Origin of the sequence: Granulicella mallensis MP5ACTX8, assembly GCF_000178955.2 — a bacterium.
Classification (GTDB): domain Bacteria; phylum Acidobacteriota; class Terriglobia; order Terriglobales; family Acidobacteriaceae; genus Granulicella; species Granulicella mallensis.
In genome coordinates this window covers 1,174,564-1,198,504 of the sequence record NC_016631.1, presented here as the reverse complement: position 1 = coordinate 1,198,504, position 23,941 = coordinate 1,174,564, and the positions used below count along the sequence as shown (strand labels likewise).

Genomic DNA, 23,941 nt, shown 5'->3' with positions numbered 1-23,941 from the left:
GCTGCGGAGTCGAAGAACCCCGAAACCTTCCACATCGCCTCGACCTTCCGGACCGTTTCCACCTCGAACGCTCGAACCTCAGCCTCTTCGGTTGGAACGGTCCTGGCGATAGCGGCAAGATAAACTCTTCAGGGTCCTTCGACTTCGCGTCTCGCAAAAACGCGAGACGCTTCGCTCAGGATGACGTTTCTGTGGATGGGGAAAAGTGAAAGCACAGGCGTTGATCGCTTTTCACAGACATTACGTCAAGTGTGAAGCCACTCAGTTGTCATCCCCACCGCCGACAATCGCATAATACCCCTTGCGCGCCTGCACCTTCGCATCTTTCCCGCAGTCGATGTTGATCTTGCGAAACTTACCATCGGCGGCTTTGTTCTTGGGCGTATAGCTGACCAGGTACTGCGTGCGCAGCTCGTCCTGGATCTGGTCGAAGGCCTCTTCGAGCTTCTTGCCGTTGTTTCCGACGTTGATGACTCGACCGCCGGTTTCATGCGCCAACTGCTCCATCTGCCCGTCGGCGTTGAACCCATAGCTGAAGTTCGCGCGGTCCGCGATGAGGATGACGTAGAGGATGGCGTTGGCCTTCTGTGCGGCCTCCGTCGCGCTCTTCAGCGTCTCCTGCGATCCCTGGTCGCCGCCATCGGTCAGCAGAACAAGGATCTTGCGGCCGGTCTGCGACTGCAGCTTGTCGTGCGCGGCCAGATACACAGCGTCATAGAGCAGCGTGCCGCGCGGGTGGCTCGTCGGGAACGGGCCGCCGCCGATGCCGGGAACGCCGGCGCTCGACGAAGCCGCATTGATGGAAGCCTTGTCGATGGCGCGCTTCAGCTCGTGAGCGCTGTTGGTGTAGTCGGAGAGCAGGTCAACATTGACATCGAAGGAGATCAGAAAAGCCTCATCCTTCGGCTTTAGCACCTCACTCAAAAAACGCGCGCCGGAGTCCTGTTCTAGCGGAAGCACGTTCTTCTGGCTTCCGCTGGTGTCGAGCAGAATGCCGATCGTCAGGGGCAGATTCTTCTCCTGCGTAAAATTCTTGATCGTCTGCTGCTGGCCGTCTTCCCAAAGCCCGCAATCCTGCTGATGCAGGCCCGTGACATAGCCTGACTTGTCGCGCACGGAAAAATAGAGGTCGACCAGGTTGACGTTGACCTTGAGGGTCTGGGTCTCAGGATTCTGCTCCTGCTGGGCTGGCGCGGTGCTCGCCGGCGGCGGAGCGTCCGGCGAGGGGGCTTCCTGCGCGTGGAGGCCAGGCGCACAGGACAGGAGTGCGAACGACAGAGCGGGGACGAGACGCAGCCATAGGGGTCGCATAGACACATTAAACGCCGGTTTCGCCTTTTTTGGCGACTAATCGATATCTCAAGAATCAGGCCCATTTGGCTAGTTCGCTGAGGGCCTCTCGATATGGTCGATGACCAGCCCTTCCATGGGAATTTGAATGACCTTCAATTCCAAACCAAGCTTTTCCAGGTTCCAGGGAGAAGGCCGTGGGTCGGTTGCCGGTACTATCGTCTGCCCGGCCGGGGGCGGGGATGATACATCTTCTCGTTTTTGCAGAGTGAAATCATATTTTCCAGTCAGGCCGGTCCTGTCTTCGACGGCACCGAACCAGGAAAGAGTCAGGTCCGCAGCCAAGGAGGCCATGGAGGTCTGGAAATAGGTTTTCTCTGATCCTGGACCCGGCGTAGGAAGAGTTGCCGAGCCACCCCCGGAGATGCGGTGAGCGTCTGGAGGAACCGTCTCATCAGGCAGCGCCTCCTTCATTTGATCCAGGTTAGGGCCGTGTTTTTTGAGCACCAGCACATAGCCTGAAATCTCCATCGGAACGCGATGCACGACGAGCTTGCACCGCTCCGCCAGGGCAGCCTGCAACATCTTTTGCAGCATCGTTCCGCTTGCCAGAGAGCCCATGTTGAGGCGTTGAGTCTCCCACTCGGCCATATCGCCCGGAGCCACTTTAGCCACGACATCGTACGCATCGTCCCACACCCAGCCTGGAGCCCCCTGAAGAAGAGCGACCCTGCTCTGCAATATCCGAGGGAAATAGGCCCTCAGGATCGTTCGCCCCAAAGGTTGAGCGAGGACTCGGTATCCATCGGGAGGATCCGATATCAACCAACTTTCACCCGGCGTACTCGGTCGAATTGAGATCACATCAAATACCGGCCCCCTGGGCCCCGGGACAGGGCTGCTCGAAGCAGGCGACGGCGATGGAGCGGGGGTCTCCTGACATAGGGCCAGAGAAGGAGTGATCGCTGCCCCCATGACAGCAGGAAGCAGAATCGTTGGAAAGAAACCCGTTTTGGTGATTGCACATCTCATTGTGCTTAGACCTTTGTGAGCTGCCGATGTTCAGAATGATGCGCAACCGTGCGACCCCAAAAGCAGGGCCATCAGTATCTGCCTGCCATCTTACGGTCTTGCATAGGATCCTGGGTGCCCTTAGCTTCTAAGGAAAGTCCAACATTAACCGGGCTCCTGGGGAAGAACGTAGCAGAGGAGCGCACACACTGGTAGTCTCAAAGGGTGTGCCTTCGGCCCATCGGCTGCGGGGAACCGTGTTCAAGAAGAGGTTGACCTTAATGGTGTTCGGCAAGCAAACAGTTTGGGTAGGGGCGCTAACGGTTGCGCTGGCGGGCTTTGGCCCTGGTTTTGATCTCGCGATATGCGCTCAGAACCCACAGCAGAGCACTCCAGGTACGCAGCAACAGAACGTCCCGGATGCACCGCGTCCTCAGACCCTGCCGCAGCTCAACACGATTACCCCGGTTGTGGCCCTGCCGGATGCTCCTCCACCGGAGCAAACGTCCACCACCGAAGCCCCCGCCAGCGACGGGCAGAAGGCCGTCGGCAGCACCCTGCCTTCGACTCCCACGTCCGGCACACAAACACCTGCCGAAGACGACAATGCGGGCGCTCCGCCGCCAACGCTAGGTGAAGGCGCGATGCCCATACTCCGCGTGCATGTGAACTTCGTCCAACTTCCCTTTATCGTCAAGGATTCCAAGAACCAGTTGGTTCCAGGCCTGACGTGGCGCGATGTGCGCGTCTATGAGAACGGCCTGCGCCAGCAGATGCAGAACTTCTCGAGCGACCCCCGGCCCATGTCGGTAGCCCTGGTCATCGATCAGAGTGTCACCTTCGACACCATGAACAAGATCAATAACTCCCTGCATGCATTACAGGATGCCTTTGCGCCCTACGACGAGGTCTCGGTCTTTACGTACAACAACGGCGTGAAGGAGCAGACAGCCTTTACAGCGGCACAGAGCGCGCGGCTGGGCGTCATTCTGGAAAGATCCAAGGGACCCGGTCGCGATCCGAATATGAACTTCGGCAGTGCGCTGGACCAGACCACGGTGAAGAACAACCAGGCGGTCGATCCCCAGACGAATCGTGGCTCCCATGGCGGCATCATTATCAGCAGCGCGCCCAAGGAGTTCCACACGCTGCTTGACGCGATTCTCGCCGCAGCAATTGAGACGACCCACGCAAACAGAGAACGACTGCGTGTCGTCTATGTCATCTCCGACGGCAAGGAGTACGGCAGCACCGCGAAGGAAAAAGAGGTCATCCAATTCTGCCAGACCAACAATATTCAGGTCTTCGCGACCCTCGTAGGTGACTCCGCGGTCCCGGGATTCGGCTTCATCGATCGTATCCATCTGCCCATGACCATGCGCGATGACATTCTGCCGCGCGTTACCGCCCTGACCGGCGGGCAGACCGATCCTGAGTTCCGGCAGGGCGGGATCGAAAGAAGCTTCGCCAACATCGCCAAACAGGCACGCACCCAGTACACGGTCGGCTACTACAGCCACGAGCCGATTCTTGACGGTAAATTCCGCAAGACGGAGATTCGGGTGGCGAGGCCTAACCTGACAGTGATCTCCAAGGACGGCTACTATCCCACCCCCAGGAATAGCGCCCCCTTGCCGGTCACTCCTACAGCCACACCGTAGGCCAGATCGCTATAATTACAAGACAGGTTTCGTCAAAGGCGCGGCTTCAGCCGTGCCTTTGACGTTTTAATGGGTAGTCGCTGGACAAGTTTTAAACGGAAGAACCTTTCAATGAACTGGAACATACACAGCAATGCCTTGATCGCGCTGGCTTCGGCATTGGCCTGGGGAGGCGGAGACTTCTCCGGCGGCATGGGGGTCAAGGCTGCCGGAGGCTCGATTCGCTCGACGTTGCGGGTCATCCTGATGTCCCACTCCGTCAGTTTTATCGTGCTGGCGTCCATCCTCCTGCTGCGTCATGAGCCGATGCCCCACGGCGCTCTGCTGGGCTGGGGCGTGCTGGCCGGTGTCGCGGGCGGAATCTCTCTGACCGCGTTTTATATTGCGCTTTCACGTGGAGAGATGGGGGTTTCAGCCGCCATCAGCGGTCTCCTGGCTGCTGCCATTCCGGCACTGGTCTCCAGCCTGCTGGAAGGTGCGCCCGGCACTCTGCGGATCGTCGGATTTGCTCTTGCGTTTATCGCCATCTGGGCGATCGCCGCAGGGCCTTCCCCCGAGGACTCCGGCCGCAGCACACTGAGCCTCGCTATCCTTGCCGGCATTGGCTTTGGAGTTTATTTCGTCGCGCTGCGCATGGCGAATCCGCTCGGCATCTTCATGCCGATGGCGCTGGCCCGTATCGGCAGCCTCACTACCTGCGGCCTGACGCTGCTGACCCTACGCCTGAGCGGAGGCAAGGAAGACGGAGGCGCGAAACACCTCCCCTCCTCCGCTATCCTGTGGGCCCTCTCCGTGGCGCTGCTCGATACTGGCGGGAATATACTCTTTGTCGCTGCGACGCGTCTCGGCCGGCTGGACGTGGCAGCGGTGCTGGCTTCGCTCTATCCGGCCTCGACGATCCTGCTGGCGGCATGGCAACTGCACGAGCGTCCCACGCGGCGGCAGCTTGTGGGTATGGCTGTGGCTGTAGCTGCCGTGGTGATGGTCAGTATCTGAGGACCAGCCTGGAGAGATACTTACCTTTGCGATCGAAAGCTTTGACGCTTCTGCGGCCGCTTACGTCGCCTTGGGCGCGTCTGCGGCGGGAGCGTTTTTACTCTTGCGATTCTTGCGGGCCTCGACCTTCTTTGCAGTCGAATCCGCGCTTTCTTTCGTGAGCTTGATGCCGGACGGGTCGAAGGTCGGCTTCGGATACTCCAGCTTCAGGCCCTTCATGGCATCGACCAGAATCTGCGAGATCGCCACGTTGCGGTACCACTTGTTGTCCGCCGGAATCACAAACCACGGCGCATGCTTGTGGCTCGTATGCCGAAGAATATCTTCGTAGGCGTCGACGTACTTCGGCCAGAACTTGCGCTCGGCGAAGTCTGCGGGCGAGAGCTTCCAGCTCTTGCCGGGCGTATCGATGCGCGCCTGCAGGCGGCTGGTCTGCTCCTCGCGCGAGATGTGCAGGAAGAACTTGAGGATCACAACCCCGTTATCAACCAGTGTCTGCTCCCACCCATTGATGTTGTCCATGCGGCGGCGCGCTGTCTTTTCTCCGATCAGGCCGTGAACACGCGGAGAGAGCACATCCTCATAGTGCGAGCGGTTGAAGATGCCGATCATGCCGCGCGGCGGCGTCTGCGCCTGGCAGCGCCACAGAAACTCATGGCGAGCCTCCAGCGGGGTCGGCACCTTGAAGGAGGCGACATCGCAGCCCTGCGGATTGATCCCTGAAAAAATGTGCCGGATGGTGCCGTCTTTGCCGGCGGTATCCATGCCCTGCAAGACAATCAGCACCGCCCTGGACTGCGAGGCGTAGAGGACGTCCTGCAGGGCGTCGAGCTGCTCGCGATGTTTAGCCAGAACAGGCTCTGCGGCGTCTTTGTCGTGAAAGTCGCCGGTTTCGCTGGTCGAGAGATGCGAAAGCCGCACTTTGGTGTGCGGCTTTACAAGGTAATCAGATTTTAGCTTCATAAATCGCTACGCTTCCGGATGCTTGGGGCAGTCCCATATACATAACGAACAGATTGAGGCCACCGTCAGAGCAGATGAACGAGGAAATGGCGTGACAGAAACGACTCCGCCATGAGGCTTCCTTCGACCCTTGTTTACTTAGGGGTCTCTTCGACCTTAGGAGTAGGAGTAACGGTATGAGTGGCATCCGCAGGCTTGGCGTCTGCCTTAGCATCGTCCGTAATTCCCTTCATGCCCTCTTTGAAACCGCGCAGTCCTTCGCCAAGACCTTTGCCAAGCTCCGGCAGCTTACGACCGCCGAAGAGGAGGACAGCGACCAGGGCCACAATAATCAAGTGCCAAGGTTGAAAGATCTCCATATTGATTCTCCATTCGTCACACGCCGTTAAGACGTGTAAAAGCACCTCCATTGTCGCACGAACCTGTAGTCTTTGCTGAGGTATAGACAGGTTTCAACGTTCCCGAAACCCAGTCCCTGCAGGGACATCAACGCCAATGTCCGGGCGCGTCCGGATCATGGAGCCGGTGCCGAGGATAGCGCTCAACAAAGTCGAAATTGTAGGAACTCAAGGGGATTCGCCTTTCCTTCTCAGCATTGGAGGTCAAAATCACCCATCCTGACGCGATGAACTTCCTGTCTCCAACTTCGTTTTTTATCACCTCAAGCCAGAGATTCTGTACCGTGCTTTCATCCAGTCCCTCGGCTCCAGCACTTGCGTGGGCCTCGAAATTTGCCTGCCATGAGGGATCATTGTCCACCACAACATGCCATCCGACAGGGATCTCCGCCAGACTATCGAATGCCCCGGCAGCCAAATGGACTTCCAGGCCGATCACTCGCGCACCTTTAGGGATCGGAAGGTCCTTCAATACCAGGCCACCATGTCTCTGCGACGGTATTCCCTGGGAGACCGCCAAACCTGAAGCCCCAAAGAGAAACATCAGAGCCACAACGATCATGCCCTGCTCTCGTTTCTTCACTTACAGCCTCCTGTACCGACCTGCGCCTGTGTTCCTCGTCCGCAACAAAACGGCGGATAAGCCTGCCCCGCCATAGCCTTCGCTGGATACAATCCCCAGGATTCGCCGCAAACCATGCCCGGCGTTATATCCTTAGACGGACGCACCGCGAAGGCGCGCACCTGAGATAACAGCGCGCTCCGGCGCCAGCAGCAGAGGACAATCTTCCACGTGACGAATCAAACAGCTTCATCCACGCGCCGCTGGCGCACGCCGATAGCGGCGTTTGTTCTGGCAGGAACAGGCCTTTTCAGCGCCATCAGCTCGCAGGCGCAGGTCGCCGCCCCCGGAACCAAGGCCATGAGCTCAACCTCAGCCATCACGGCGCCGGCGCTGGCACCCTCTACCGGACCGGTCTACAACAACAAGTGGGAGGTCTATGGCGGACTGAGCTACAGCAACGGCCAGGCCGGGCAGGCCTTGCCCAAGCACTACAACATGGGCGGCGGCGAGGTGATGGGCACTTACTGGCTTACCAGCCATCTGGGAGTCGTCGGAGACTACCGCATCCAGGCCGGAACGTCCCCCACCAGCCCGCAGGTACAAGTCTTCAATCTCAACCGCGTGCTGGTGTACCAGAACATCGTCAGTGGCGGCGTGCAGTGGCGCGGCTTCAAGAACCGCTATGCCGCGATCGACTACCACGCACTCGCCGGTGCGACGCATGGAACCTTCGACACGGCCATTACCGGCTACCCGCCACCTCCCGGTGGAGGACAGGTCCCCACAACGGAGACCGCAGGTCTGTATCCCAATACCACCAGCCCCTTTGGCGCCGTGGGCGGCAGCATCGACTTCAACTACGCTCCCCGCGTGGCCATCCGCCTGCAGCCCGATCTCATATTCGAGCACTTCGGAACCGAGACGCGTGAGTTCTTCTCGATCTCAGCGGGACTGGTCTATAAGTTCGGGAAGCGGTAGAAGCAGAGTGACAAGTGGTAAGTCACAAAGCAAAAACTGAGCGGCGCGGAATGATGATCATTCCGCGCCGCTTTTGTATTGCTACTTACCACTTGTCACTTGCCACTCGGCTCTTACCAGCCTTCGCTTACCTGCATAAAGTCTGGCGAGACTGGGTTCTCATAGACCGAGTAGTCGCGCGTGACGACGGTGAGACCGCTGGGCGTGACGAAGTAGTTTTTCTTGTCCTCGACCGGGTCATAGCCGATCACCGTTCCGTCCGGAATATGTACGTCGCGATCAATAATGGCGTGACGAATGCGGCAGTGGCGGCCCACATTGACGTGCGAAAAGATGATGCTGGAATCGACATCCGCATAGCTGTTCACACGAACATCCTGCGAGAGCACCGAGTTGCGCACCACCGAGCCCGAGACGATTGAACCAGCGCTGACAATCGAGTTGATCGCCATACCCGTGCGGCCCGGCTCACCGAAGACGAACTTCGCCGGCGGATACTGGTACGCTCGGGTGCGCATCGGCCAGGCCTTGTCGTAGAGGTTGAATGTCGGGGCTACGGCGGCGATATCCATGTTGGCCTCGTAGTAGGCCTCCAGGGTTCCCACATCGCGCCAGTAGAGAGCGCGCTGCTTATTCTCATCGACGAAGTTGTAGGCGTGCACCTTGTAGCGCCCGAGCAGCTTCGGCAGGATGTCGTGGCCGAAGTCATGCTTGGAGTTCGGGTCTTCGGCATCCTTCATCAGCTCGGGAATCAGCACGTCCGTGTTGAAGAGGTAGATGCCCATCGAGACGTCGACCATGTCGGGGTTGAAGGGCGACCGGATGTTGGTCTCCTTCGGCTTTTCGACGAAGCCCGTGACTTCGCTGTTCTGCGCCACTTCGACAACACCGAACTGCGAGACCTGATTGGGACTCACCGGCAAGGTGGCAATCGTGACGTCGGCGCCCGACTCCGTATGCTGCTGCTTCATCAGCGCATAGTTCATCTTGTAGATGTGATCGCCGGAGAGGATCAGCACATACGTAGGCTCTTCCGAGCCGATGGAGTAGATGTTCTGAAAGACCGCGTCGGCCGTGCCCTGGTACCAGCTCTTGGAGACGCGCTGCATCGGCGGCAGGATCTCGATGAACTCGCCCAGCTCGCTGGCCACTACAGGGCCCCAGCCCTCGCGGATATGGCGGTTCAGCGAAAGCGCCTTGTACTGCGTCAGGATGTAAACGTGGCGGAGGTCGGAGTTGATGCAGTTCGAAAGTGTGATGTCGATGATGCGATATTGACCTGCAAAAGGAACCGCCGGTTTGGCGCGGTCGCGAGTCAAAGGGAAAAGCCTCTCGCCGGCACCCCCAGCGAGTAGTACACCCAGCGTATCTCTCATGTAGTCCCTTACCTCTTCAAAATGCGTGCACAGCCGTTAGACGCAAAACAGGCCACGAGTCTAGCACACAGTCAAAACACTGAGGTAGATGCGGTTATACACCGTTGGTTGTATCGCCGCCCGCGCCCGATTCATGCTCTTCCGTTGTGATGCGTAAAGACTTGAGGAAGGTTAGATCGTTGCGCGTAAAGGGACCATGCGCGGCTTCGTTGCCTTCATCGCCTTCGGCACCCTCATCGTCGTCCTCGACCTCGTTCAGGCCGATGGTCGCTTCCAGCATCAGCAGCACGTCGAAGCCCTGCTCACGGATCTCTCGAACCACGCCCGCGATTGCTTCCGATTCAGCTACCGACTCATGAATCGCCTCGCCCAGTTTTTGGATAAGGTCTTTAACCTGTTGATTCAATGCCACCTCCCGGCTTTGTTCAGAACGCCCTGACCACGCACCGGGTATTCCCAATCGAAGATTGTCGGGAACGGCAGCTGCGGGTGCCACTGCCCTCAAGATTACGCTGATGTCGGCGGTGTCGCAAAACAAGATTGCGGAACGCTGTCTAAATCTCCGGGTCTTGAATCTCTGAGTCCCGGCCGTCATCGTGCTCTTCCCAGGCCTCTTCAAGCCGATGAGCCAGATCTCGCACAGGCTTTACGCGCTTCGGACCCAGGACCAGGAAGCCAACGGTGGCCGCGCACAAGCCTCCTACCACCCAGACCCATTTTTTGACGCTTCCCGTACTCTCGTCTTCCTCATCCGCAGGCGCCATGACTCTAGGATGCCAGAGATGGCAGCTTTGCTTCGCAAGTTTTCAAAGGGCCGCGATACACTGGGGCCATGGATAGGGTTCGCCTCGGTCGCGCTCTTGGCTATGGTGCGCGCCACGCCACAAAGACGTTGATCAGCGCTGTCGATGCCGCCACAGCACCGAATCCCTCCGGTGCAGCCTCTCAGCAAACGGCACGGCCCAATCCTGCGGCCACCACCCCACGGCCCTCCCCAATAGCTCAGGCGGCGCAGGCTTATCGCAATGTTGCCGAAGTCCAAAAAGTAGCCAAAACACAGGCGCGCGGCCTGGGACGGTCCGTACTAACGCCGGTAAAACGGTTTTCCAGCGTTCTCTGGCTGGAGGTGACAGGTACCTTCTTCGCCCTGTTTGCATTGGTCCTGGGTCAGAGCGTGTGGCGGCTACACAATAGCTTCAAAGCCTCGCCCAGTTCGTCTGAAGCGCATAAGGCCTACTTCTATCTACTCCTGTTCCTCGTCTTTGCATATTTTTCGATCAGCAGCTTTGTGCGCGCGAACCGCCGGCAGAGAAGCTGATACCCACTCCTCTTTGCCTCGTTCCAACGAATATCGCTGCTTCGCGAAACAAATAGCTCAAAGCTCGTGTCCTTTCCTACAGCAGCACGGCGATACGACGGCCTGCTGCAAGAGGTCGCCATGAAGCAGCTTCGTTTGTTCCTTCTCCTATCGCTTGCCCTTTTGCCTGGCGCTTTGCAGGCTCAGCAACTTCCCGGCAAAGCGCCCTTCCCAACGCCCCTGGTTGCCGGCAAAAAGGTGTTCGTCTCCAACGCAGGCGCCGATAGCGGCTTGTTCCCTCACCCCTTCAGCGGCGATACAGCACGTGCTTATAACGAACTCTATGCAGCCCTTGCCTCGGACAAGACGTTTTCCCTGACCTCAAGCCCTGCCGAGGCCGATCTGGTCTTCGAGATTCAACTGATGGCGCCCAAAGGGCCGGCCTTTGGCGATAACCAGGGAGCCAAGGTGAAGGGTGCCGCCGATCCGCTGCCGATGTTTCGGCTCGTGGTCTACGACCGGCCTACGCATTACATCCTGTGGACGTTTACCGAATCGGTCGATGTCGCTTATCTGCAAAAGACGCATGACCGCAACTTCGACGATGGGATTGCCGCCCTGGTGAACGATCTGAAGACAGTGGTGACGCCAGCCCCATAAGGCCGTTTTTTCTCTCGCCGTACCCTTAGGTTTGCTATCGTAGACAGTTGCCTCGCACCAATTGCCCATACTGGTGCATCCTAAGGACAGACATTATGACGACAGAAACGCCTTCCGCCCTCCGCCGTACCGCCCTGCACGCCACCCACCACGCGCACAAGGCGCGCATGGTCGACTTTGGCGGCTGGGATATGCCCGTTCAATATCGCGGACTGATCGAAGAGCACATGGCCGTACGCACCTCGGTGGGCCTCTTTGACGTCTCGCATATGGGCGATATCCAGCTGCGCGGACCGAACTCGCTCGCCGCCGTGCAGAAGCTGCTGATGAACGACGCCAGCAAGCTCCAGACCGGCCAGGCCCACTACTCGGCGATGCTGTATCCGAACGGGACCTTCGTCGACGACGTGGTGCTGCACAAGCTCGGCGACAACGATTATCTGATCGTCATCAATGCCGGCACCCGCGAGAAGGACGTGCAGTGGGTACGACAGGTGATCGGCGGCATGAGCGGCGTTCACGTCAACGATTTTTCCGATTACTACACGCAGCTCGCGATCCAGGGCCCGAAGGCCGCAGCCACCCTGCAGAAGCTGACCGGCGTCGATCTCTCGACGATCAAGAACTACTGGTTCACCTGGGGGCAGGTCTGCGGCTGCCACAACGTGATGATCGCGCGCACCGGCTATACCGGTGAGGACGGCTTCGAGATCTACATCCCTTCCGACGAACCGACCAGCGCACGCGTCTGGGGCGAGGTGCTCGCCGCCGGTGAGGAGTTCGGCATCATCCCCTGCGGGCTTGGAGCTCGCAACACCCTGCGGCTGGAGTCGGCGATGGCGCTCTACGGCCATGAGATCTCCGACACCATCAACGTCTTCGAGGCCAATCTGGGCCGTTATTGCAAGCTCGACAAGGGCACGGACTTCGTCGGCCGCGAGGCGCTGCTCGAGGTTCAAAACAGCGGCGGGCCGTCGCGCAAGCTGGTCGGCCTGGAGATGGTCGACCGCGGCATCGGACGCGATGGCTATCTCGTCGCCACACTCGACGGCACCAAAATCGGCGAGATCACATCGGGTTCGCCCGCACCGTTCCTCAAGAAGAATATCGCCCTGGCCTACGTGCCCGTCGCCTATACCGAACTCGGCACCGAGCTCGCCGTCGAGATTCGCGGCCAACTGGTGAAGGCGCAGGTTGTGCCGACACCCTTTTACAAACGTCCTAAACCAGCGGCACCAAAGCTTTAACCCTTTCCCCTGAACCGGTACACAGCCCATAATCCTCTACAATCTTCTTCGGAGAACCTCACATGTCCTATCCCGAAAACTACCGCTACGCGAAGTCTCACGAATGGCTTGAGATCGATGGCAAGACCGGCATCATCGGCATCACCGACTACGCACAGAGCTCGCTGGGCGATATCGTCTTCGTCGAACTGCCCAAGGTGGGCGACAAGCTTGATGCTGGCTCATCCTTCGGCTCGGTGGAGTCCGTCAAGGCCGTCAGCGAACTTTATTCGCCCGCAGCCGGCACCGTCATCGAGATCAACGAGGCGCTCAACGACGAGCCCGAGACCATCAACACCGACGCGAACGAGACCTGGATCATCAAGCTGTCCCTGACCGGGGGCGAATCCGATGACCTGCTCTCCGCAGCCGACTATGAAAAGTTCGTCGCTGAAGAAACCGGCCACTAGACCCGCAACCCACCGGGTGCCCAGGTCTCGACTCTGAGGCGTGGGCATCGCAGGATGCTCACGCTCCAGAAAGACCCCATGCGCTATCTTCCAAAATCTCCCGCCGACCGCACGGAAATGCTCGAAGCTATCGGCGTCTCCTCCATTGAAGCCCTGTTCGAGACGATTCCCGCCGAGTACCGCCTGAAGGGCGACCTCAACATCCCGCGCCAGCACAGTGAATCCGAAGTGCTCGACCGCTTCCGCGCCTTCGCTGGAAACATCGCGAGCGGCGATGTAGCGGTTCTGGCCTCGCAGCCCGCCAGCAAGCAGTATGCAAGCTTTCTCGGTGCGGGTGCCTACCGTCACTATCGGCCCGTAGTCATCGATTCTCTCGTGCAGCGCGGCGAGTTTCTCACCAGCTACACCCCCTATCAGCCCGAGATTGCGCAGGGCACTCTGCAGGCCATGTTCGAGTTCCAGACGATGATCTGCGAGCTCACCGGCATGGAGATCGCCAACGCTTCGATGTACGACGGCTCGACCGGAGCAGCGGAAGCGGTGATGATGGCCGTGCGCGTAACCGGACGCAATGGTGCGGTCGTAGCTCGCACCGTGCATCCCGAGTACCGCGAGGTGCTGCACACTGCAACTCAGCACCAGGGCATTCCGGCAACTGAAGTCGGCTACGTCGCCGAGACGGGCCGCGTCGATCTCGCCGCGCTGAATGCCGCGATCACCGACGATACCGCCTGCGTGCTGATCCAGTCGCCGAACTTCTTCGGAACGATTGAAGACGTTACGGCCATCGCCGAGATCGCACACAAGAAGGGTGCACTGCTGATCGTCTCTATCGCCGAGGCTGTCTCGCTCGGTATCGTGAAGGCCCCCGTAGAAGCGGACATCGTCTCGCTCGAGGCGCAGAGCTTCGGAGTGGCTGTGGGCTTCGGCGGACCGTACTGCGGCGTCATCGCCTGCAAGGAAAAGTTCCTGCGCCAGATGCCCGGCCGCCTCGTCGGCGAGACCAAGGACAAGAACGGCAAGCGCGGCTTCGTGCTCACCCTCTCGACACGCGAGCAGCACATCCGCCGCGAGAAGGCGACCTCGAATATCTGCACCAACCAGGCGCTCGTCGCCCTGATGACGACGATCTTCCTTACCGTCTACGGCAAGCAGGGGCTGCGCGAGCTCGCGGAACAGAACCTCGCAAAGGCTGCCTATCTGCGCAACACGCTGACCAAGGCCGGAGCAAAGCCGCTCTTCACCGGGCCGAGCTTCAACGAGTTCGCCATCAATCTGCCGGAAAGCGCCGAGACAGCCAACACCAAGCTGCTCGGCAAGCAGATCATCGGCGGTCTTGCACTGGCGAAGTGGTATCCGGAGTTGGGCGAGAAGGCGACCTTGTGGTGTGCGACAGAGTTGACGACCAAAGTGCAAATCGACGCGGCTGCGGCTGTCATTTAAGGATCGTAGGGGGATAGTTCAGCGTAGAGCTACGAGTGAATCAGCTATGAGGGTATCTGCGCTCAGCCCCTCATAGCTCTACGCTGAACTTATCCCCTTCACACACCATCACGGAGACCGCACCATGGACATCACCACCATCGAAGGACAGGAACTAACCGCCGTCGAGTTCGTCGCCGACTACGTCCGCCTGCGCTTCGACGGCCCGCTGTTCACGCTCTATGACTGGCCGCACGTACTGCTTGCAGATTTCAGCATTGCGTATGGTGAGCCAGAGTATCGCAACGCCCTCTGCGCGCAGATCGGCGAGACCGTTGCCAAGGCCGCGCTCGAAGAGATGGAGTCGCTGACGATCGAGTTCGAAAGCGGCACGGTAATTGCGCTGAGTCTGCGCGAAGAAGATTTGGATGGGCCGGAGGCTGGAAGCTATTCGGCCGACGGCAGCGGCGAAAATGCAGAAGATTTTTAACATTCAGTTTCGAGATATGAGTTGCGAGTAAAAGGCAGGAAACATGGCAGATAAATTTGTTGGCACCCCCATCAAGGCGACCACGCACGTCAATCAGAACGAAGACCTGATCTTCGAGAAGTCCTCGTCCGGCAAGAAGGGCTATCGCCTGGCACAGCTCGACGTGCCCGCGATCGATGCTGCTTCCCTGCTCGGCGCGGCCGTGCGCACGGACGACCTGGGCGCGATGCCCGAGTTGAGCGAGATCGAGATCATCCGCCACTTCACGCGGCTCTCCACGTGGAACTACGCCATCGACCTCGGCATGTACCCACTGGGCTCCTGCACGATGAAGTACAACCCGCGCATCAATGAGGCCGTTGCCAGGCTTGAGGGTCTGGCCGAGGCGCATCCCTACCAGCCCGAGTCGCTAAGCCAGGGTGCCCTGGGCATCATGAAGCTGTTGTCCGACTGCCTCATCGAGATCACCGGCATGGATACCATCACGCTGCAGCCCGCGGCTGGCGCGCATGGCGAGTTCACCGGCATTCTGCTGGCCCGCGCCTATCATCAGTCGCTGGGCAATCCGCGCACGAAGGTATTGATTCCCGACTCCGCGCACGGCACCAACCCTGCGACGGCGGCGGTCTGCGGCTACCAGGTCGCGAACCTCAAGTCGAACGCGCAGGGCATGGTCGATCTGGCCGAGCTCGAGCGCATGGTCGATGGAGACGTTGCCGCCCTGATGCTCACCAACCCCTCGACCATCGGCGTCTTCGAGAGCGACATTCACAAGATCGCCGACATCCTCCACGCGAAGGGCGCCCTGCTCTACATGGACGGCGCGAACATGAACGCGCTGTGTGGCAAGACTCGCCCCGGCGACTTCGGCGCGGACGTAATGCACCTGAACCTGCACAAGACCTTCTCGACACCGCACGGCGGCGGTGGCCCAGGTTCGGGACCAGTCGCCTGCAAGAAGATCCTCGAGCCGTTCCTGCCGACACCCGTGGTCAAGACCAATCCCGATGGCTCGCTGGGCCTCGACTACAACCGTCCGCAGTCGGTGGGCCGCGTGCGTGCGTGGTACGGCAACTTCGGCATGTTCATCCGTGCGCTGGCCTACATCCTCGCCAACGGCCCCGACGGTCTGCGCCAGACCACCGAAGACGCTGTGCTCAACGCGAACTACATCCGCGCCAAGCTCGAGGGCACCTTCGACCTGCCGTACAAGTCGCCGTCGCTGCACGAGGTTGTCTTCAGCGACAAGCTGCAGGCCAAGAACGGCGTCAAGACCGGCGACATGGGCAAGCGGCTGATCGACTACGGCTTCCACGCCTACACGGTCTCGTTCCCTCTCGTGGTCAACGGCGCAATGATGATCGAGCCAACGGAGAGCGAGTCGCGCGAAGAGCTCGACCTGCTGATCGACGCTCTGAAACAGATTGCACGCGAGGCGGAGGAGAATCCCGAGCTGGTGCAGAACGCGCCGCACTCGACGCGCCTGCAGCGGCTGGATGAGACGACTGCCGCCCGTAAGCCGATCCTGCGCTGGAAGGCCCCCGTGGCCTCCACCCAGTTGACGCCTGATTCAGCAGCAAAGGAATGGTAGGAATCCCTGCCTTCTTTTTACGCTGCATATTGGAGAAACAAAAAGCCTGCTCAGATGAGCAGGCTTTTCTGTTTCCATTGATCGCTGTTACTTTGCCGCTTCGACCTTCACCCACTCGTCGGTGTTCTCCCACTTCACATGCAGCTCGGTCGAGTTCTTCTTCGTCTTCTCGAAACCAATGCTCATGGACTCCTGCGGTGCCGCCAGATGGCCGGCCTGCATCGGCGTGCGTCCGAGGTCCTGCTCCTGGTGGTACTCCGTTCCCCACTGGCCGTTCTGCTTGTTGATGATCAACAGCCACGGCGTTCCAGGGGCTGCCGGCAGGCTGTAGATCGTATAAGTTCCGGCAGGAACGTCAAGCGTGCCGATCTTCAGGTCCGCAGCCGTCACGAGGGTCGTCGCGGGGTTGGCACCGGTACGCCAGACCTGGCCGTAAGGAACAAGGTCGCCCATGATCTTGCGGCCACGCATCGCGGGCGAGTTGTACTTGATGGACACGGTCTTACCGGCGAGGGTCGTCTCGGCGGTGGCCGCAGGGGAGGCGAGAGGCTTTTGGGCCACGCTCACGAGGGTGAGCGGAGCAAGAGCAGCGGCGAGGAGGGCGGTGCGGAGAGAGATCATAGTAAGCCTATGCTACGCTTAAGACACGCGCCCGTAGCTCAGCTGGATAGAGCGGCAGCCTCCGAAGCTGTAGGTCAGAAGTTCGAATCTTCTCGGGCGCACCATTTCCCTCAAAATTCAATCAACTCCACGCGTCTACCGTGACGACGCGCCTGCCCTCGCGGGCGAAACTCTCCAACAGCCTCGCTGTCGCTTTTACGGTGCTGCTGCGGTCTGCGCCCAATGCGCGGTCGTAACCGTCGTGCAAAAGGATGTTCGCTCCGACGCCGCGCCCATGGACGCTTGTCAGCCCCTTCTCTACACGGCTTACTATGCCATCGACGCCAATCGGCTCCCAGTCGAAGCCCATCACGTTCCACTGCACCGTCGTCAGGCCTAATTCCCGGGCAAGACGCATAACTGCCGGGCGGCGGGCTCCGTGGGGAGGGCGGAAGTAATGGACGGGCGCACCCAGCGCATCTTCCAGCGCCTCGTTGCAGGCGCGAAGCTCCTCCCGAATGACTTTCTCAGACTGCCACGCAAGCCACGGGTGCGTCTCGGTATGGTTGCCGATAAGATGGCCCGCAGCCTGCACCTCACGAACGATCCTAGGCCGCTGCCGCACGAAACGACCGATCATAAAGAAGGTCGCGCTGGCGTTGTGACGTGCCAGTACCTCCAACAGCTCGCCGGTCGCGGCGTCGTTCGGACCGTCATCGTAGGTCAGGGCGACTTCGTTCGGGTCGTTTCCCGCGATCAGCGTGCGGCCGAAGAGCTGGGATTTCGGACGCAACGCGGCGTTGGCCACGGCATAGGCTGCCGTGGCCGCTACGGCTGCGCCGAGTACCAGTTCTTCAGGTAGGGTTGGAGCCATCACGATTACTTCTTCAGTAGCGCGAGGACCTCTTCGGCGTGGCCTTCGGGCTTGACCTTGTGGAAGACGTGCAGCAGCTTCTGGTCGGGGCCGATGACGAAGGTCGTGCGCTCGACACCGCTGACCAGCTTGCCGTACATCGTCTTTGGCTTGACGAGTTCGAAACGGTTGACGATCGCCTGATCGGCGTCGGCAAGCAGGGGGTACTGCAGGTCGTACTTTTCCGCGAACTTCTTCTGCGCCTTGACGGTGTCGCGCGAGATGCCGAGAACGACCACACCTGCCTTCTGGAGCTTGGCAAAGTGGTCGCGGAAGCCACAGGCTTCGATCGTGCAGCCTGGAGTGTCGGCCCGTGGGTAGAAGAAGAGCACGACGGGCTTGCCGCTGAAGTCGGTGAGGTTGACGATGTTGCCATCCTGGTCGGGCAGGGTGAAGTTTTCTACGAGCTCGCCTACTTGCGGTTGCATGATGAATCTCCTCGAACTCTATCGTAGCGCGGGTGGGTTTCTCAGTGCAGCCGCCAGCACAGACACACCCCGGCGCAACTCGTCAGGATTGCAGCCGGCAAACCCCAACAACAAACCAGGCTTCAACGGCTGCTTGATGGAAAACTCCGATAGCTCGATCATCTCCAGTCCAAGCCTTCTGGCTTGCGCCGCTGCGGCTTTGTCCGAAGTCCCTGTCTTCAGCCATGCCACCGTCTTCATGCCCGCAGCGGCGTTGGTTACATCGAGCAGCCCACCCAGATGCTCGTCCGCAGCTTCCTTCAAGACGGCCATTCGCTCCGCGTAGATCTGACGCATCTTTCGCACGTGATGGCCGAAGTGTCCTTCCGTAATGAACTCAGAGAGAATGGCCTGGTCGAGCGTCGGAGGATGGCGGTCCACCAGCGTTCTTGCCGCTTCAAAAGCACCGACTAGCCGCAGAGGGAGCACCAGAAATCCCAAGCGAAGCGCATTGAAGAGCATCTTCGTGAACGTTCCAACATAGATCACAGCCCCGGAGCGATCGAGGCTTTGCAGCGCCGCCACCGGACGCCCGAAGTAGCGATACTCGGCATCGTACTCGTCCTCGACGATCCAGGCTCCCGCCTCGGCGGCCCATTGCAGCAGCTCTATACGGCGGTCGGCAGACATCGTTACGCCCAATGGAAACTGGTTCGCAGGCGTAACGTAGGCCATCTTCGCTCGCGGTGAGAGCTTGCGCGCCGCTGCAACGTTGAGCCCATCCTGATCGACAGGTACAGGGATAATGCGCGCACCTGCCGCACGCAGCGTCTGCCACGCCCCGGGATAGCCGGGGTCCTCCATCCATACGGAGTCGCCGGGATCCAGCAGGAAGCGACCCAGCAGATCCAACGCCTGTTGCGCACCCGAGGTCACGATGATCTGCTCCGGCGTGCATCGCACACCGCGCGAGGAGCCAACGTACTCGGCGATCGCTCGGCGAAGCGGCTGGTAGCCTCCGGCGCTGCCGTGGCCGTACAGAGAACGCGGAGCCCGTCGCAGCACTCGCGCTGCCGTACGTGCCCACAGGTCGGCCGGGAAGAGATCGATAGCAGGCTCGTAGGCTCGAAAGGCTTTACCCACCGAGTGCGGCGCAGGCATCACCACCACATCTTTCAACTGCGCCTGGGCACGTTTGCTCAGCGTGGCCGTTGATTGCGGCAACGCGGGTGCAGGCTTGCTGCGGGAGGTTGGCAGTGGACCATCCGGCAAGCCGGTTGCCACATAGGTTCCGGAGCCCACCTCCGTGCGGATGTAGCCTTCGGCCTGCAACTGGTCGAAGGCTGTGATCACTGTGCCGCGTGAGAGCTCGTACTGCACGGCCAGGCTCCGCGTGGAGGGCAATCGTGTACCTGCCCTGAGACGGCCGTCAAGGATTGCCGCACGAAGCTCGGTGTAGAGCCAGCGCCAGAGCTCCTTCTGGTTCGTCGAGGGATGGAGCGATAGATCCTGAAAGGTTTCCATCTTTGGCATCGCTGGGGTAGACACTCCGTTTCTTTTCCGGCCAAGTGGACTTGCCCACATTTCAATTATGGACCTTCCTGCCGGTCCACTTCCTGGCTATTCTGACAATGAAAGGAATACCTGACATGAAATCGAGATTAGAACCCCAGAAGACCTCGCCCGCAGCCTACAACGCGATGCTCAACCTGGAGATGTTTATCCGGAAGTCCTCCAAGCTGGAGCCTTCGTTGCTTGAGTTGGTAAAGATGCGTGCCTCCCAGATCAACGGATGCGCTTACTGCATCGACATGCACTCGAAGGATGCTCGTGCGGAAGGCGAGAGCGAACAGCGTCTCTATGCACTGTCTGCATGGCGCGAGACGCCGTTCTTCACCGACCGGGAGCAGGCGGCTCTGGCGTGGACCGAAGCCGTGACGCTGGTTGCCGAAGGCCATGTGCCCGATGAGGCCTACGAGGAGGCCAGGCAACGGTTCTCCGACGAAGAGCTGGTCAATCTCACCCTGGCAATCATCACCATCAATGGGTGGAATCGCATCGCCATCTCGTTCCGCATGGTACCGGGCGAGTACCAGCCAGCCCCACGCAAAGCAGAGGAAGGAAGATAATGAAGCGCATTCTTCTCTTGTTTTTACTGGCGGCAGGCACCCTGACGGCCCAACAGCCAAAGATCACTCCACTTATGTCGAAAGACCTCACCGGCATTCCCGGCAAAGAAGGCGCAATGATCACCGTGGAGTTTGCACCCGGCGAGGTCGATCCCGTTCATCGCCACAACGCACAGGTGTTCGTCTACGTGCTCGAAGGCTCCGTGGTCATGCAGGCCAAGGGCGGGAAGGAACAGACGCTCAAGCCGGGCGATACGTTCTATGAGTCTCCAGAGGATGTGCACCTCGTCGGACGAAACGCCAGCAAGACCAAGCCTGCGAAGTTTCTCGTGTTCTTCGTCAAGGACAAAGGCGCTCCGTTCCTGATACCCGTGAAGTAAGGCCACACAACCGCCCCGGATCGGGGCCCATCCATTCCTCAGAGTTCTCAGAAGGAGAGAAAGATGAATATCTTTGTCGCTGGTGCAAGCGGAGCGATTGGACAGCCGCTCATTACGGAACTGATTCGCAAGGGACATACCGTCACCGGTATGTCCCGGTCCGAGGCCGGAGCCCGAAAGCTGCGTGAGATGGGAGCAACCGCTGCCATGGTGGACGCGTTCGATGCGGCTGCCGTCGAGTCGGCACTACGGCAGTCGAAGGCTGAGGTCGTCATCGATGAGCTGACTTCCCTGCCGAAAGATCCGAAAGACATGCCCTCCTATCAGTCCGGTGACCGCAAGCTGCGGCTGGAAGGCGGTGGCAATCTGCATCGCGCGGCGCTGGCTTGTGGAGTGCGGCGATACCTTCAGCAGTCAACGGGATTCTTTCTGAAGGCCGGCGAAGGTTTAGCGGACGAGTCTGAAGGATTGGCTCTCGATGCGAGCCCCGGTGTGGCGCTCAGTGCGCAGACCTACACCACCCTGGAGGCGCGTGTGCTCCAGCCCGGTGCGATGGAAGGTGTCGCGCTGCGCTATGGGTTCTTCTATGGTCCGAATACCTGGTATGAACCAAGTGGCGGCGCAGCAGACCAGGTGAGGCAGCAGCAACTCCCTCTTATCGGCAACGGACAGGGCTTGTGGTCGTGGGTGCATATCGAAGATGCAGCGCTGGCGACAGTCGCGGCTCTCGATTGCGAGCCGGGGATATACCACGTGGTGGAGGATGACCCTCCGCCGATGCGCTTGTGGCTGCCCGCTTTTGCGAAGTCTGTTGGCGCTCCGCCACCGGCGCACGTGACAGAGGAGCAGGCGCGACAGGCTGCCGGAGAAGATGCCGTCTACTACCAGACCAGGCTGCGCGGGGCTTCCAATGCCAAAGCGAAGCGGGTGCTTGGATTCAAGCCCCGGCGGCTGGAGTGGCTGTAGTGAGTGGCTGATGCCGCTGTGGGACAGCGATCTTTAAAGTCCATATCCCCACACATTCGTCATCCTGAGCGTAGCCCCTCGCGCTTTTTGCGAGGAGCGGAGTCGAAGGACCCCGAGGAATTCGTTCTCGCCCATGATTCCCGGACCTTTTCCAGCACGAAGGTCCGGGCTCGAACACTTGAGGTAGAAAAGGTCCGAGGGATAGAGGCAAGATGGCGACTCTCGGGGTCCTTCGACTCCGCGTCCCCAAAAGCCGGGACGCTCCGCTCAGGATGACGATTCTGTGGTCGTATGAACAAATGCTATGGGTACATCCTTGATTTGCCAGACACTGTCTGGCAAATCAAGACTTCCACCTACGGAAGATAAGCGAAGCATTGGTTCCGCCAAAGCCAAAGGAGTTAGACATCGCATACTCCATCGGCGCGGAGACACCCTTGTCATGAACGATATTCAGCTTGATGGCCTCATCGAGTTCCTCGATATTCGTGGTGGGGGGCGCCATCTGATCCCTCAGGGCCAGCACGGTAATGCCGGCTTCGAGGCTTCCCGCGCCGCCCAGCAGATGCCCTGTCATCGACTTGGTAGAGCTTACAAGCAGCTTGTCCGTGTGCTCTCCAAAGGCCTCGGCGATGGCATGGGCTTCGGCGCGATCGCCAAGAGGAGTCGAAGTCGCGTGAGCATTCAGGTACTGGATATCGCTTGGCATTAGCCCTGCACGTTCGAGCGCAAGCTGCATCACTCGCCGCACGCCGCGCCCGTCTTCCGGCGGAGCGTTGGTGTGGAAGGCGTCGGAGTTCGCAGCGTAACCGACGAGTTCCGCGAGAATGGTTGCACCTCGAGCCTGGGCACTCTCCAACTCTTCAAGAACCAGTACTCCGGCTCCTTCTCCCGTAACGAACCCGTCCCGCTGCTTGTCCCAGGGGCGGGATGCCGTCTCCGGCTTGTCATTGCAGGTCGAGAGCGCACGCATTGCGGCAAAGCCTGCAATCGAGAGGGGCGTCACCGCAGCCTCGCTGCCGCCGCAGATCATGACATCCGCATCGCCACGGCGAATGATGTGCCAGGCCTCGCCAATGCCGTGCGCCCCGGTAGTACAGGCTGTAGAGCACGTGAGATTTGGCCCCTGGGCACCGTACCTGATGGAGATCTGCCCCGACGCCAGATTCGCGATAGTGGCATTGATGAAGAAGGGCGAGACACGATCGGGGCCGCTGGCAAGGAGCTTCGCATGCTCGCGCTCGATCACTTCGAACGAGCCGATACCGCTGCCGACGTAGACCCCGACGCGCTCCGCATTCTCTTCCGTGATGCTCAGGCCAGCCTGCGTCAGGGCAAACTCCGCGGCAGCCATCGCAAACTGGATGAACCGGCCCATCTTCTTGATGTCTTTGCGATCTATGTACTTCTCCGGAACAAAGTCCTTTACCTCACCGGCAATCCGGCAGGCAAACTGGGTGGCATCGAATAAGCGGATCGGTGCAATCCCCGATTCGCCCTTCAGTAAAGCGGCCCAGGTCTCCTCCGTACCGATACCTACCGGACTTACGAGGCCCACCCCTGTTACGACGACACGGCGTTGCTGATTCATATCGATTTCCTTTTCATACGACTGGAGCAAATGCATCAGTAGGAGTACTTGAAATCAAGATCTTTACGGGACCGCCCTAACCGGAACTGGCCGATAGACGATCCATCGCGCCATCCAAGGTCTTGCTGAGTGATTGCACTTCAGCTTTACCGAGTTGCTGCTCAACGCTTTGCTGAGCAGCCTGCCAAAGTGGTCTTGCGTCCGAGAGAGTCTCTTCGCCCGCCCGGGTCAGGCATAAAGATTTGGCTCGCTTGTCGTCCCCTTCCTCAATTTCGATGTAGCCGAGCTTTTTGAGCGGCAGGAGATTGCGCGTAAGCGTTGTACGCTCCATCTGCAGCACGTCGGCAAGTTCGGAGATGGAACTCCCCTGCATCGCGGCGAGAGTGGCCAATATGCCAAATTGTCCGATGCTGATCCCCACAGGGGCCAGGAAATGATCGTAGGTTCGAGAGATCAGCCGTGCGGTCTGTCGCAGACGATAGCAGATGCAGCCCGGATCACCAGGATGTAAGGGCATTCATCAATCTCCTAAGAAGATTGTATGCGTGTAATTACACGTAT

The 23,941-nt window shown here is 59.7% G+C and carries 27 protein-coding genes and 1 tRNA gene; 14 read left to right on the top strand and 14 right to left on the bottom strand.

Annotation, left to right across the window (positions count from 1 at the left end):
* Window positions 1–261: 261 nt before the first annotated feature.
* Both ACIX8_RS04980 and ACIX8_RS25065 read right to left on the bottom strand, forming a co-directional pair.
* Window positions 262–1,311, bottom strand: coding sequence for a VWA domain-containing protein (locus ACIX8_RS04980; RefSeq protein WP_014264231.1), 1,050 nt, complete (start codon window positions 1,309–1,311; stop codon window positions 262–264).
* Window positions 1,312–1,380: 69 nt separating this feature from the next.
* Entirely contained in the window at window positions 1,381–2,265 is an 885-nt protein-coding gene (locus ACIX8_RS25065; RefSeq protein WP_223295538.1) for a TIGR03435 family protein, read from the bottom strand.
* 317 nt (window positions 2,266–2,582) lie between these two features.
* On the opposite strand from ACIX8_RS25065, the gene ACIX8_RS04970 reads away from it, so the two are divergent.
* Window positions 2,583–3,962, top strand: coding sequence for a VWA domain-containing protein (locus tag ACIX8_RS04970; RefSeq protein ID WP_014264229.1), 1,380 nt, complete (start codon window positions 2,583–2,585; stop codon window positions 3,960–3,962).
* A gap of 111 nt (window positions 3,963–4,073) precedes the next feature.
* The gene (locus tag ACIX8_RS04965) at window positions 4,074–4,958 is read left to right on the top strand and encodes an EamA family transporter (protein WP_014264228.1); all 885 of its coding nucleotides are present in this window, start codon (window positions 4,074–4,076) and stop codon (window positions 4,956–4,958) included.
* Window positions 4,959–5,018: 60 nt separating this feature from the next.
* Here the strand turns inward: ACIX8_RS04965 and ACIX8_RS04960 are convergent, their stop codons facing one another.
* The 3 genes from ACIX8_RS04960 to ACIX8_RS04950 all read right to left on the bottom strand — a co-directional run bounded on the left by ACIX8_RS04960 (window position 5,019) and on the right by ACIX8_RS04950 (window position 6,902).
* A complete protein-coding gene (locus ACIX8_RS04960) occupies window positions 5,019–5,921 on the bottom strand; it encodes a polyphosphate kinase 2 family protein (protein WP_014264227.1) in 903 nt (300 codons plus the stop codon).
* A gap of 134 nt (window positions 5,922–6,055) precedes the next feature.
* Complete coding sequence (locus ACIX8_RS04955) at window positions 6,056–6,280, bottom strand: Sec-independent protein translocase subunit TatA/TatB (RefSeq protein WP_014264226.1); 225 nt, start codon at window positions 6,278–6,280, stop codon at window positions 6,056–6,058.
* A 127-nt stretch (window positions 6,281–6,407) separates the two neighbouring features.
* Window positions 6,408–6,902 (bottom strand): hypothetical protein, encoded by a 495-nt coding sequence (locus ACIX8_RS04950; protein ID WP_014264225.1) that lies wholly within the window; start codon window positions 6,900–6,902, stop codon window positions 6,408–6,410.
* A 210-nt stretch (window positions 6,903–7,112) separates the two neighbouring features.
* Between ACIX8_RS04950 and ACIX8_RS04945 the strand changes: the two genes are divergently transcribed.
* Window positions 7,113–7,862, top strand: a complete 750-nt coding sequence (locus ACIX8_RS04945) for a hypothetical protein (RefSeq protein ID WP_014264224.1) — start codon at window positions 7,113–7,115, stop codon at window positions 7,860–7,862.
* A 113-nt stretch (window positions 7,863–7,975) separates the two neighbouring features.
* On the opposite strand, the gene glgC is transcribed toward ACIX8_RS04945, so the two are convergent.
* The 3 genes from glgC to ACIX8_RS04930 all read right to left on the bottom strand — a co-directional run bounded on the left by glgC (window position 7,976) and on the right by ACIX8_RS04930 (window position 10,002).
* Entirely contained in the window at window positions 7,976–9,238 is a 1,263-nt protein-coding gene (glgC, locus tag ACIX8_RS04940) for a glucose-1-phosphate adenylyltransferase (protein ID WP_014264223.1), read from the bottom strand.
* A 94-nt stretch (window positions 9,239–9,332) separates the two neighbouring features.
* On the bottom strand, window positions 9,333–9,734 hold the full coding sequence (locus tag ACIX8_RS04935) for a hypothetical protein (RefSeq protein ID WP_223295466.1): 402 nt from the start codon (window positions 9,732–9,734) through the stop codon (window positions 9,333–9,335).
* A 58-nt stretch (window positions 9,735–9,792) separates the two neighbouring features.
* Complete coding sequence (locus ACIX8_RS04930) at window positions 9,793–10,002, bottom strand: hypothetical protein (RefSeq protein ID WP_014264221.1); 210 nt, start codon at window positions 10,000–10,002, stop codon at window positions 9,793–9,795.
* A gap of 68 nt (window positions 10,003–10,070) precedes the next feature.
* Between ACIX8_RS04930 and ACIX8_RS04925 the strand changes: the two genes are divergently transcribed.
* The 7 genes from ACIX8_RS04925 to gcvPB all read left to right on the top strand — a co-directional run bounded on the left by ACIX8_RS04925 (window position 10,071) and on the right by gcvPB (window position 16,394).
* A complete protein-coding gene (locus tag ACIX8_RS04925) occupies window positions 10,071–10,556 on the top strand; it encodes a RodZ family helix-turn-helix domain-containing protein (RefSeq protein ID WP_014264220.1) in 486 nt (161 codons plus the stop codon).
* A 120-nt stretch (window positions 10,557–10,676) separates the two neighbouring features.
* On the top strand, window positions 10,677–11,195 hold the full coding sequence (locus ACIX8_RS04920) for a hypothetical protein (RefSeq protein ID WP_014264219.1): 519 nt from the start codon (window positions 10,677–10,679) through the stop codon (window positions 11,193–11,195).
* A 95-nt stretch (window positions 11,196–11,290) separates the two neighbouring features.
* Window positions 11,291–12,442 carry a glycine cleavage system aminomethyltransferase GcvT gene (gcvT, locus tag ACIX8_RS04915; protein WP_014264218.1) on the top strand — a complete coding sequence of 384 codons (1,152 nt, stop codon included), beginning with the start codon at window positions 11,291–11,293 and terminating at the stop codon, window positions 12,440–12,442.
* Between the two features lie 62 nt (window positions 12,443–12,504).
* Window positions 12,505–12,891, top strand: a complete 387-nt coding sequence (gene gcvH, locus ACIX8_RS04910) for a glycine cleavage system protein GcvH (RefSeq protein WP_014264217.1) — start codon at window positions 12,505–12,507, stop codon at window positions 12,889–12,891.
* A 78-nt stretch (window positions 12,892–12,969) separates the two neighbouring features.
* Window positions 12,970–14,334, top strand: coding sequence for an aminomethyl-transferring glycine dehydrogenase subunit GcvPA (gene gcvPA, locus ACIX8_RS04905; protein ID WP_044177820.1), 1,365 nt, complete (start codon window positions 12,970–12,972; stop codon window positions 14,332–14,334).
* A 124-nt stretch (window positions 14,335–14,458) separates the two neighbouring features.
* On the top strand, window positions 14,459–14,803 hold the full coding sequence (locus ACIX8_RS04900; RefSeq protein WP_014264215.1) for a hypothetical protein: 345 nt from the start codon (window positions 14,459–14,461) through the stop codon (window positions 14,801–14,803).
* Between the two features lie 43 nt (window positions 14,804–14,846).
* On the top strand, window positions 14,847–16,394 hold the full coding sequence (gene gcvPB / locus ACIX8_RS04895) for an aminomethyl-transferring glycine dehydrogenase subunit GcvPB (RefSeq protein WP_014264214.1): 1,548 nt from the start codon (window positions 14,847–14,849) through the stop codon (window positions 16,392–16,394).
* Window positions 16,395–16,481: 87 nt separating this feature from the next.
* On the opposite strand, the gene ACIX8_RS04890 is transcribed toward gcvPB, so the two are convergent.
* Window positions 16,482–17,015: a DUF2911 domain-containing protein gene (locus ACIX8_RS04890; RefSeq protein ID WP_014264213.1), complete on the bottom strand. Its 534-nt coding sequence runs from the start codon at window positions 17,013–17,015 to the stop codon at window positions 16,482–16,484.
* Between the two features lie 27 nt (window positions 17,016–17,042).
* Here ACIX8_RS04890 and ACIX8_RS04885 point away from each other — a divergent pair.
* Window positions 17,043–17,119 (top strand) — tRNA-Arg (locus ACIX8_RS04885).
* 17 nt (window positions 17,120–17,136) lie between these two features.
* Here the strand turns inward: ACIX8_RS04885 and ACIX8_RS04880 are convergent.
* The 3 genes from ACIX8_RS04880 to pdxR are packed head-to-tail and all read right to left on the bottom strand — an operon-like array spanning window position 17,137 to window position 19,847.
* Window positions 17,137–17,868 (bottom strand): polysaccharide deacetylase family protein, encoded by a 732-nt coding sequence (locus ACIX8_RS04880; protein ID WP_014264212.1) that lies wholly within the window; start codon window positions 17,866–17,868, stop codon window positions 17,137–17,139.
* A gap of 5 nt (window positions 17,869–17,873) precedes the next feature.
* A complete protein-coding gene (bcp, locus tag ACIX8_RS04875; RefSeq protein ID WP_014264211.1) occupies window positions 17,874–18,335 on the bottom strand; it encodes a thioredoxin-dependent thiol peroxidase in 462 nt (153 codons plus the stop codon).
* An 18-nt stretch (window positions 18,336–18,353) separates the two neighbouring features.
* Window positions 18,354–19,847 carry a MocR-like pyridoxine biosynthesis transcription factor PdxR gene (gene pdxR, locus ACIX8_RS04870; protein WP_014264210.1) on the bottom strand — a complete coding sequence of 498 codons (1,494 nt, stop codon included), beginning with the start codon at window positions 19,845–19,847 and terminating at the stop codon, window positions 18,354–18,356.
* 116 nt (window positions 19,848–19,963) lie between these two features.
* On the opposite strand from pdxR, the gene ACIX8_RS04865 reads away from it, so the two are divergent.
* The 3 genes from ACIX8_RS04865 (at window position 19,964) to ACIX8_RS04855 (ending at window position 21,789) form a co-directional block, all read left to right on the top strand.
* The gene (locus tag ACIX8_RS04865; RefSeq protein ID WP_014264209.1) at window positions 19,964–20,443 is read left to right on the top strand and encodes a carboxymuconolactone decarboxylase family protein; all 480 of its coding nucleotides are present in this window, start codon (window positions 19,964–19,966) and stop codon (window positions 20,441–20,443) included.
* Window positions 20,443–20,823: a cupin domain-containing protein gene (locus ACIX8_RS04860; RefSeq protein ID WP_014264208.1), complete on the top strand. Its 381-nt coding sequence runs from the start codon at window positions 20,443–20,445 to the stop codon at window positions 20,821–20,823. Before ACIX8_RS04865 ends, ACIX8_RS04860 begins: the two co-directional genes overlap by 1 nt.
* Window positions 20,824–20,886: 63 nt before the next feature.
* Window positions 20,887–21,789, top strand: coding sequence for an NAD-dependent epimerase/dehydratase family protein (locus ACIX8_RS04855; RefSeq protein ID WP_014264207.1), 903 nt, complete (start codon window positions 20,887–20,889; stop codon window positions 21,787–21,789).
* A 343-nt stretch (window positions 21,790–22,132) separates the two neighbouring features.
* On the opposite strand, the gene fabF is transcribed toward ACIX8_RS04855, so the two are convergent.
* On the bottom strand, window positions 22,133–23,380 hold the full coding sequence (gene fabF, locus ACIX8_RS04850; protein WP_014264206.1) for a beta-ketoacyl-ACP synthase II: 1,248 nt from the start codon (window positions 23,378–23,380) through the stop codon (window positions 22,133–22,135).
* Window positions 23,381–23,456: 76 nt separating this feature from the next.
* Window positions 23,457–23,897: a MarR family winged helix-turn-helix transcriptional regulator gene (locus tag ACIX8_RS04845; RefSeq protein ID WP_014264205.1), complete on the bottom strand. Its 441-nt coding sequence runs from the start codon at window positions 23,895–23,897 to the stop codon at window positions 23,457–23,459.
* Between the last annotated feature and the right edge of the window lie 44 nt (window positions 23,898–23,941).

Coding starts and splice junctions, on each gene's coding strand:
- ACIX8_RS04980 (WP_014264231.1), bottom strand. CDS start 1,311: ATGCGACCCCTATGGCTGCGTCTCGTCCCCGCTCTGTCGTTCGCACTC.
- ACIX8_RS25065 (WP_223295538.1), bottom strand. CDS start 2,265: ATGGGGGCAGCGATCACTCCTTCTCTGGCCCTATGTCAGGAGACCCCC.
- ACIX8_RS04970 (WP_014264229.1), top strand. CDS start 2,583: ATGGTGTTCGGCAAGCAAACAGTTTGGGTAGGGGCGCTAACGGTTGCG.
- ACIX8_RS04965 (WP_014264228.1), top strand. CDS start 4,074: ATGAACTGGAACATACACAGCAATGCCTTGATCGCGCTGGCTTCGGCA.
- ACIX8_RS04960 (WP_014264227.1), bottom strand. CDS start 5,921: ATGAAGCTAAAATCTGATTACCTTGTAAAGCCGCACACCAAAGTGCGG.
- ACIX8_RS04955 (WP_014264226.1), bottom strand. CDS start 6,280: ATGGAGATCTTTCAACCTTGGCACTTGATTATTGTGGCCCTGGTCGCT.
- glgC (WP_014264223.1), bottom strand. CDS start 9,238: ATGAGAGATACGCTGGGTGTACTACTCGCTGGGGGTGCCGGCGAGAGG.
- ACIX8_RS04930 (WP_014264221.1), bottom strand. CDS start 10,002: ATGGCGCCTGCGGATGAGGAAGACGAGAGTACGGGAAGCGTCAAAAAA.
- ACIX8_RS04925 (WP_014264220.1), top strand. CDS start 10,071: ATGGATAGGGTTCGCCTCGGTCGCGCTCTTGGCTATGGTGCGCGCCAC.
- ACIX8_RS04920 (WP_014264219.1), top strand. CDS start 10,677: ATGAAGCAGCTTCGTTTGTTCCTTCTCCTATCGCTTGCCCTTTTGCCT.
- gcvT (WP_014264218.1), top strand. CDS start 11,291: ATGACGACAGAAACGCCTTCCGCCCTCCGCCGTACCGCCCTGCACGCC.
- gcvH (WP_014264217.1), top strand. CDS start 12,505: ATGTCCTATCCCGAAAACTACCGCTACGCGAAGTCTCACGAATGGCTT.
- gcvPA (WP_044177820.1), top strand. CDS start 12,970: ATGCGCTATCTTCCAAAATCTCCCGCCGACCGCACGGAAATGCTCGAA.
- ACIX8_RS04900 (WP_014264215.1), top strand. CDS start 14,459: ATGGACATCACCACCATCGAAGGACAGGAACTAACCGCCGTCGAGTTC.
- gcvPB (WP_014264214.1), top strand. CDS start 14,847: ATGGCAGATAAATTTGTTGGCACCCCCATCAAGGCGACCACGCACGTC.
- ACIX8_RS04890 (WP_014264213.1), bottom strand. CDS start 17,015: ATGATCTCTCTCCGCACCGCCCTCCTCGCCGCTGCTCTTGCTCCGCTC.
- ACIX8_RS04880 (WP_014264212.1), bottom strand. CDS start 17,868: ATGGCTCCAACCCTACCTGAAGAACTGGTACTCGGCGCAGCCGTAGCG.
- bcp (WP_014264211.1), bottom strand. CDS start 18,335: ATGCAACCGCAAGTAGGCGAGCTCGTAGAAAACTTCACCCTGCCCGAC.
- pdxR (WP_014264210.1), bottom strand. CDS start 19,847: ATGCCAAAGATGGAAACCTTTCAGGATCTATCGCTCCATCCCTCGACG.
- ACIX8_RS04865 (WP_014264209.1), top strand. CDS start 19,964: ATGAAATCGAGATTAGAACCCCAGAAGACCTCGCCCGCAGCCTACAAC.
- ACIX8_RS04860 (WP_014264208.1), top strand. CDS start 20,443: ATGAAGCGCATTCTTCTCTTGTTTTTACTGGCGGCAGGCACCCTGACG.
- ACIX8_RS04855 (WP_014264207.1), top strand. CDS start 20,887: ATGAATATCTTTGTCGCTGGTGCAAGCGGAGCGATTGGACAGCCGCTC.
- fabF (WP_014264206.1), bottom strand. CDS start 23,380: ATGAATCAGCAACGCCGTGTCGTCGTAACAGGGGTGGGCCTCGTAAGT.
- ACIX8_RS04845 (WP_014264205.1), bottom strand. CDS start 23,897: ATGCCCTTACATCCTGGTGATCCGGGCTGCATCTGCTATCGTCTGCGA.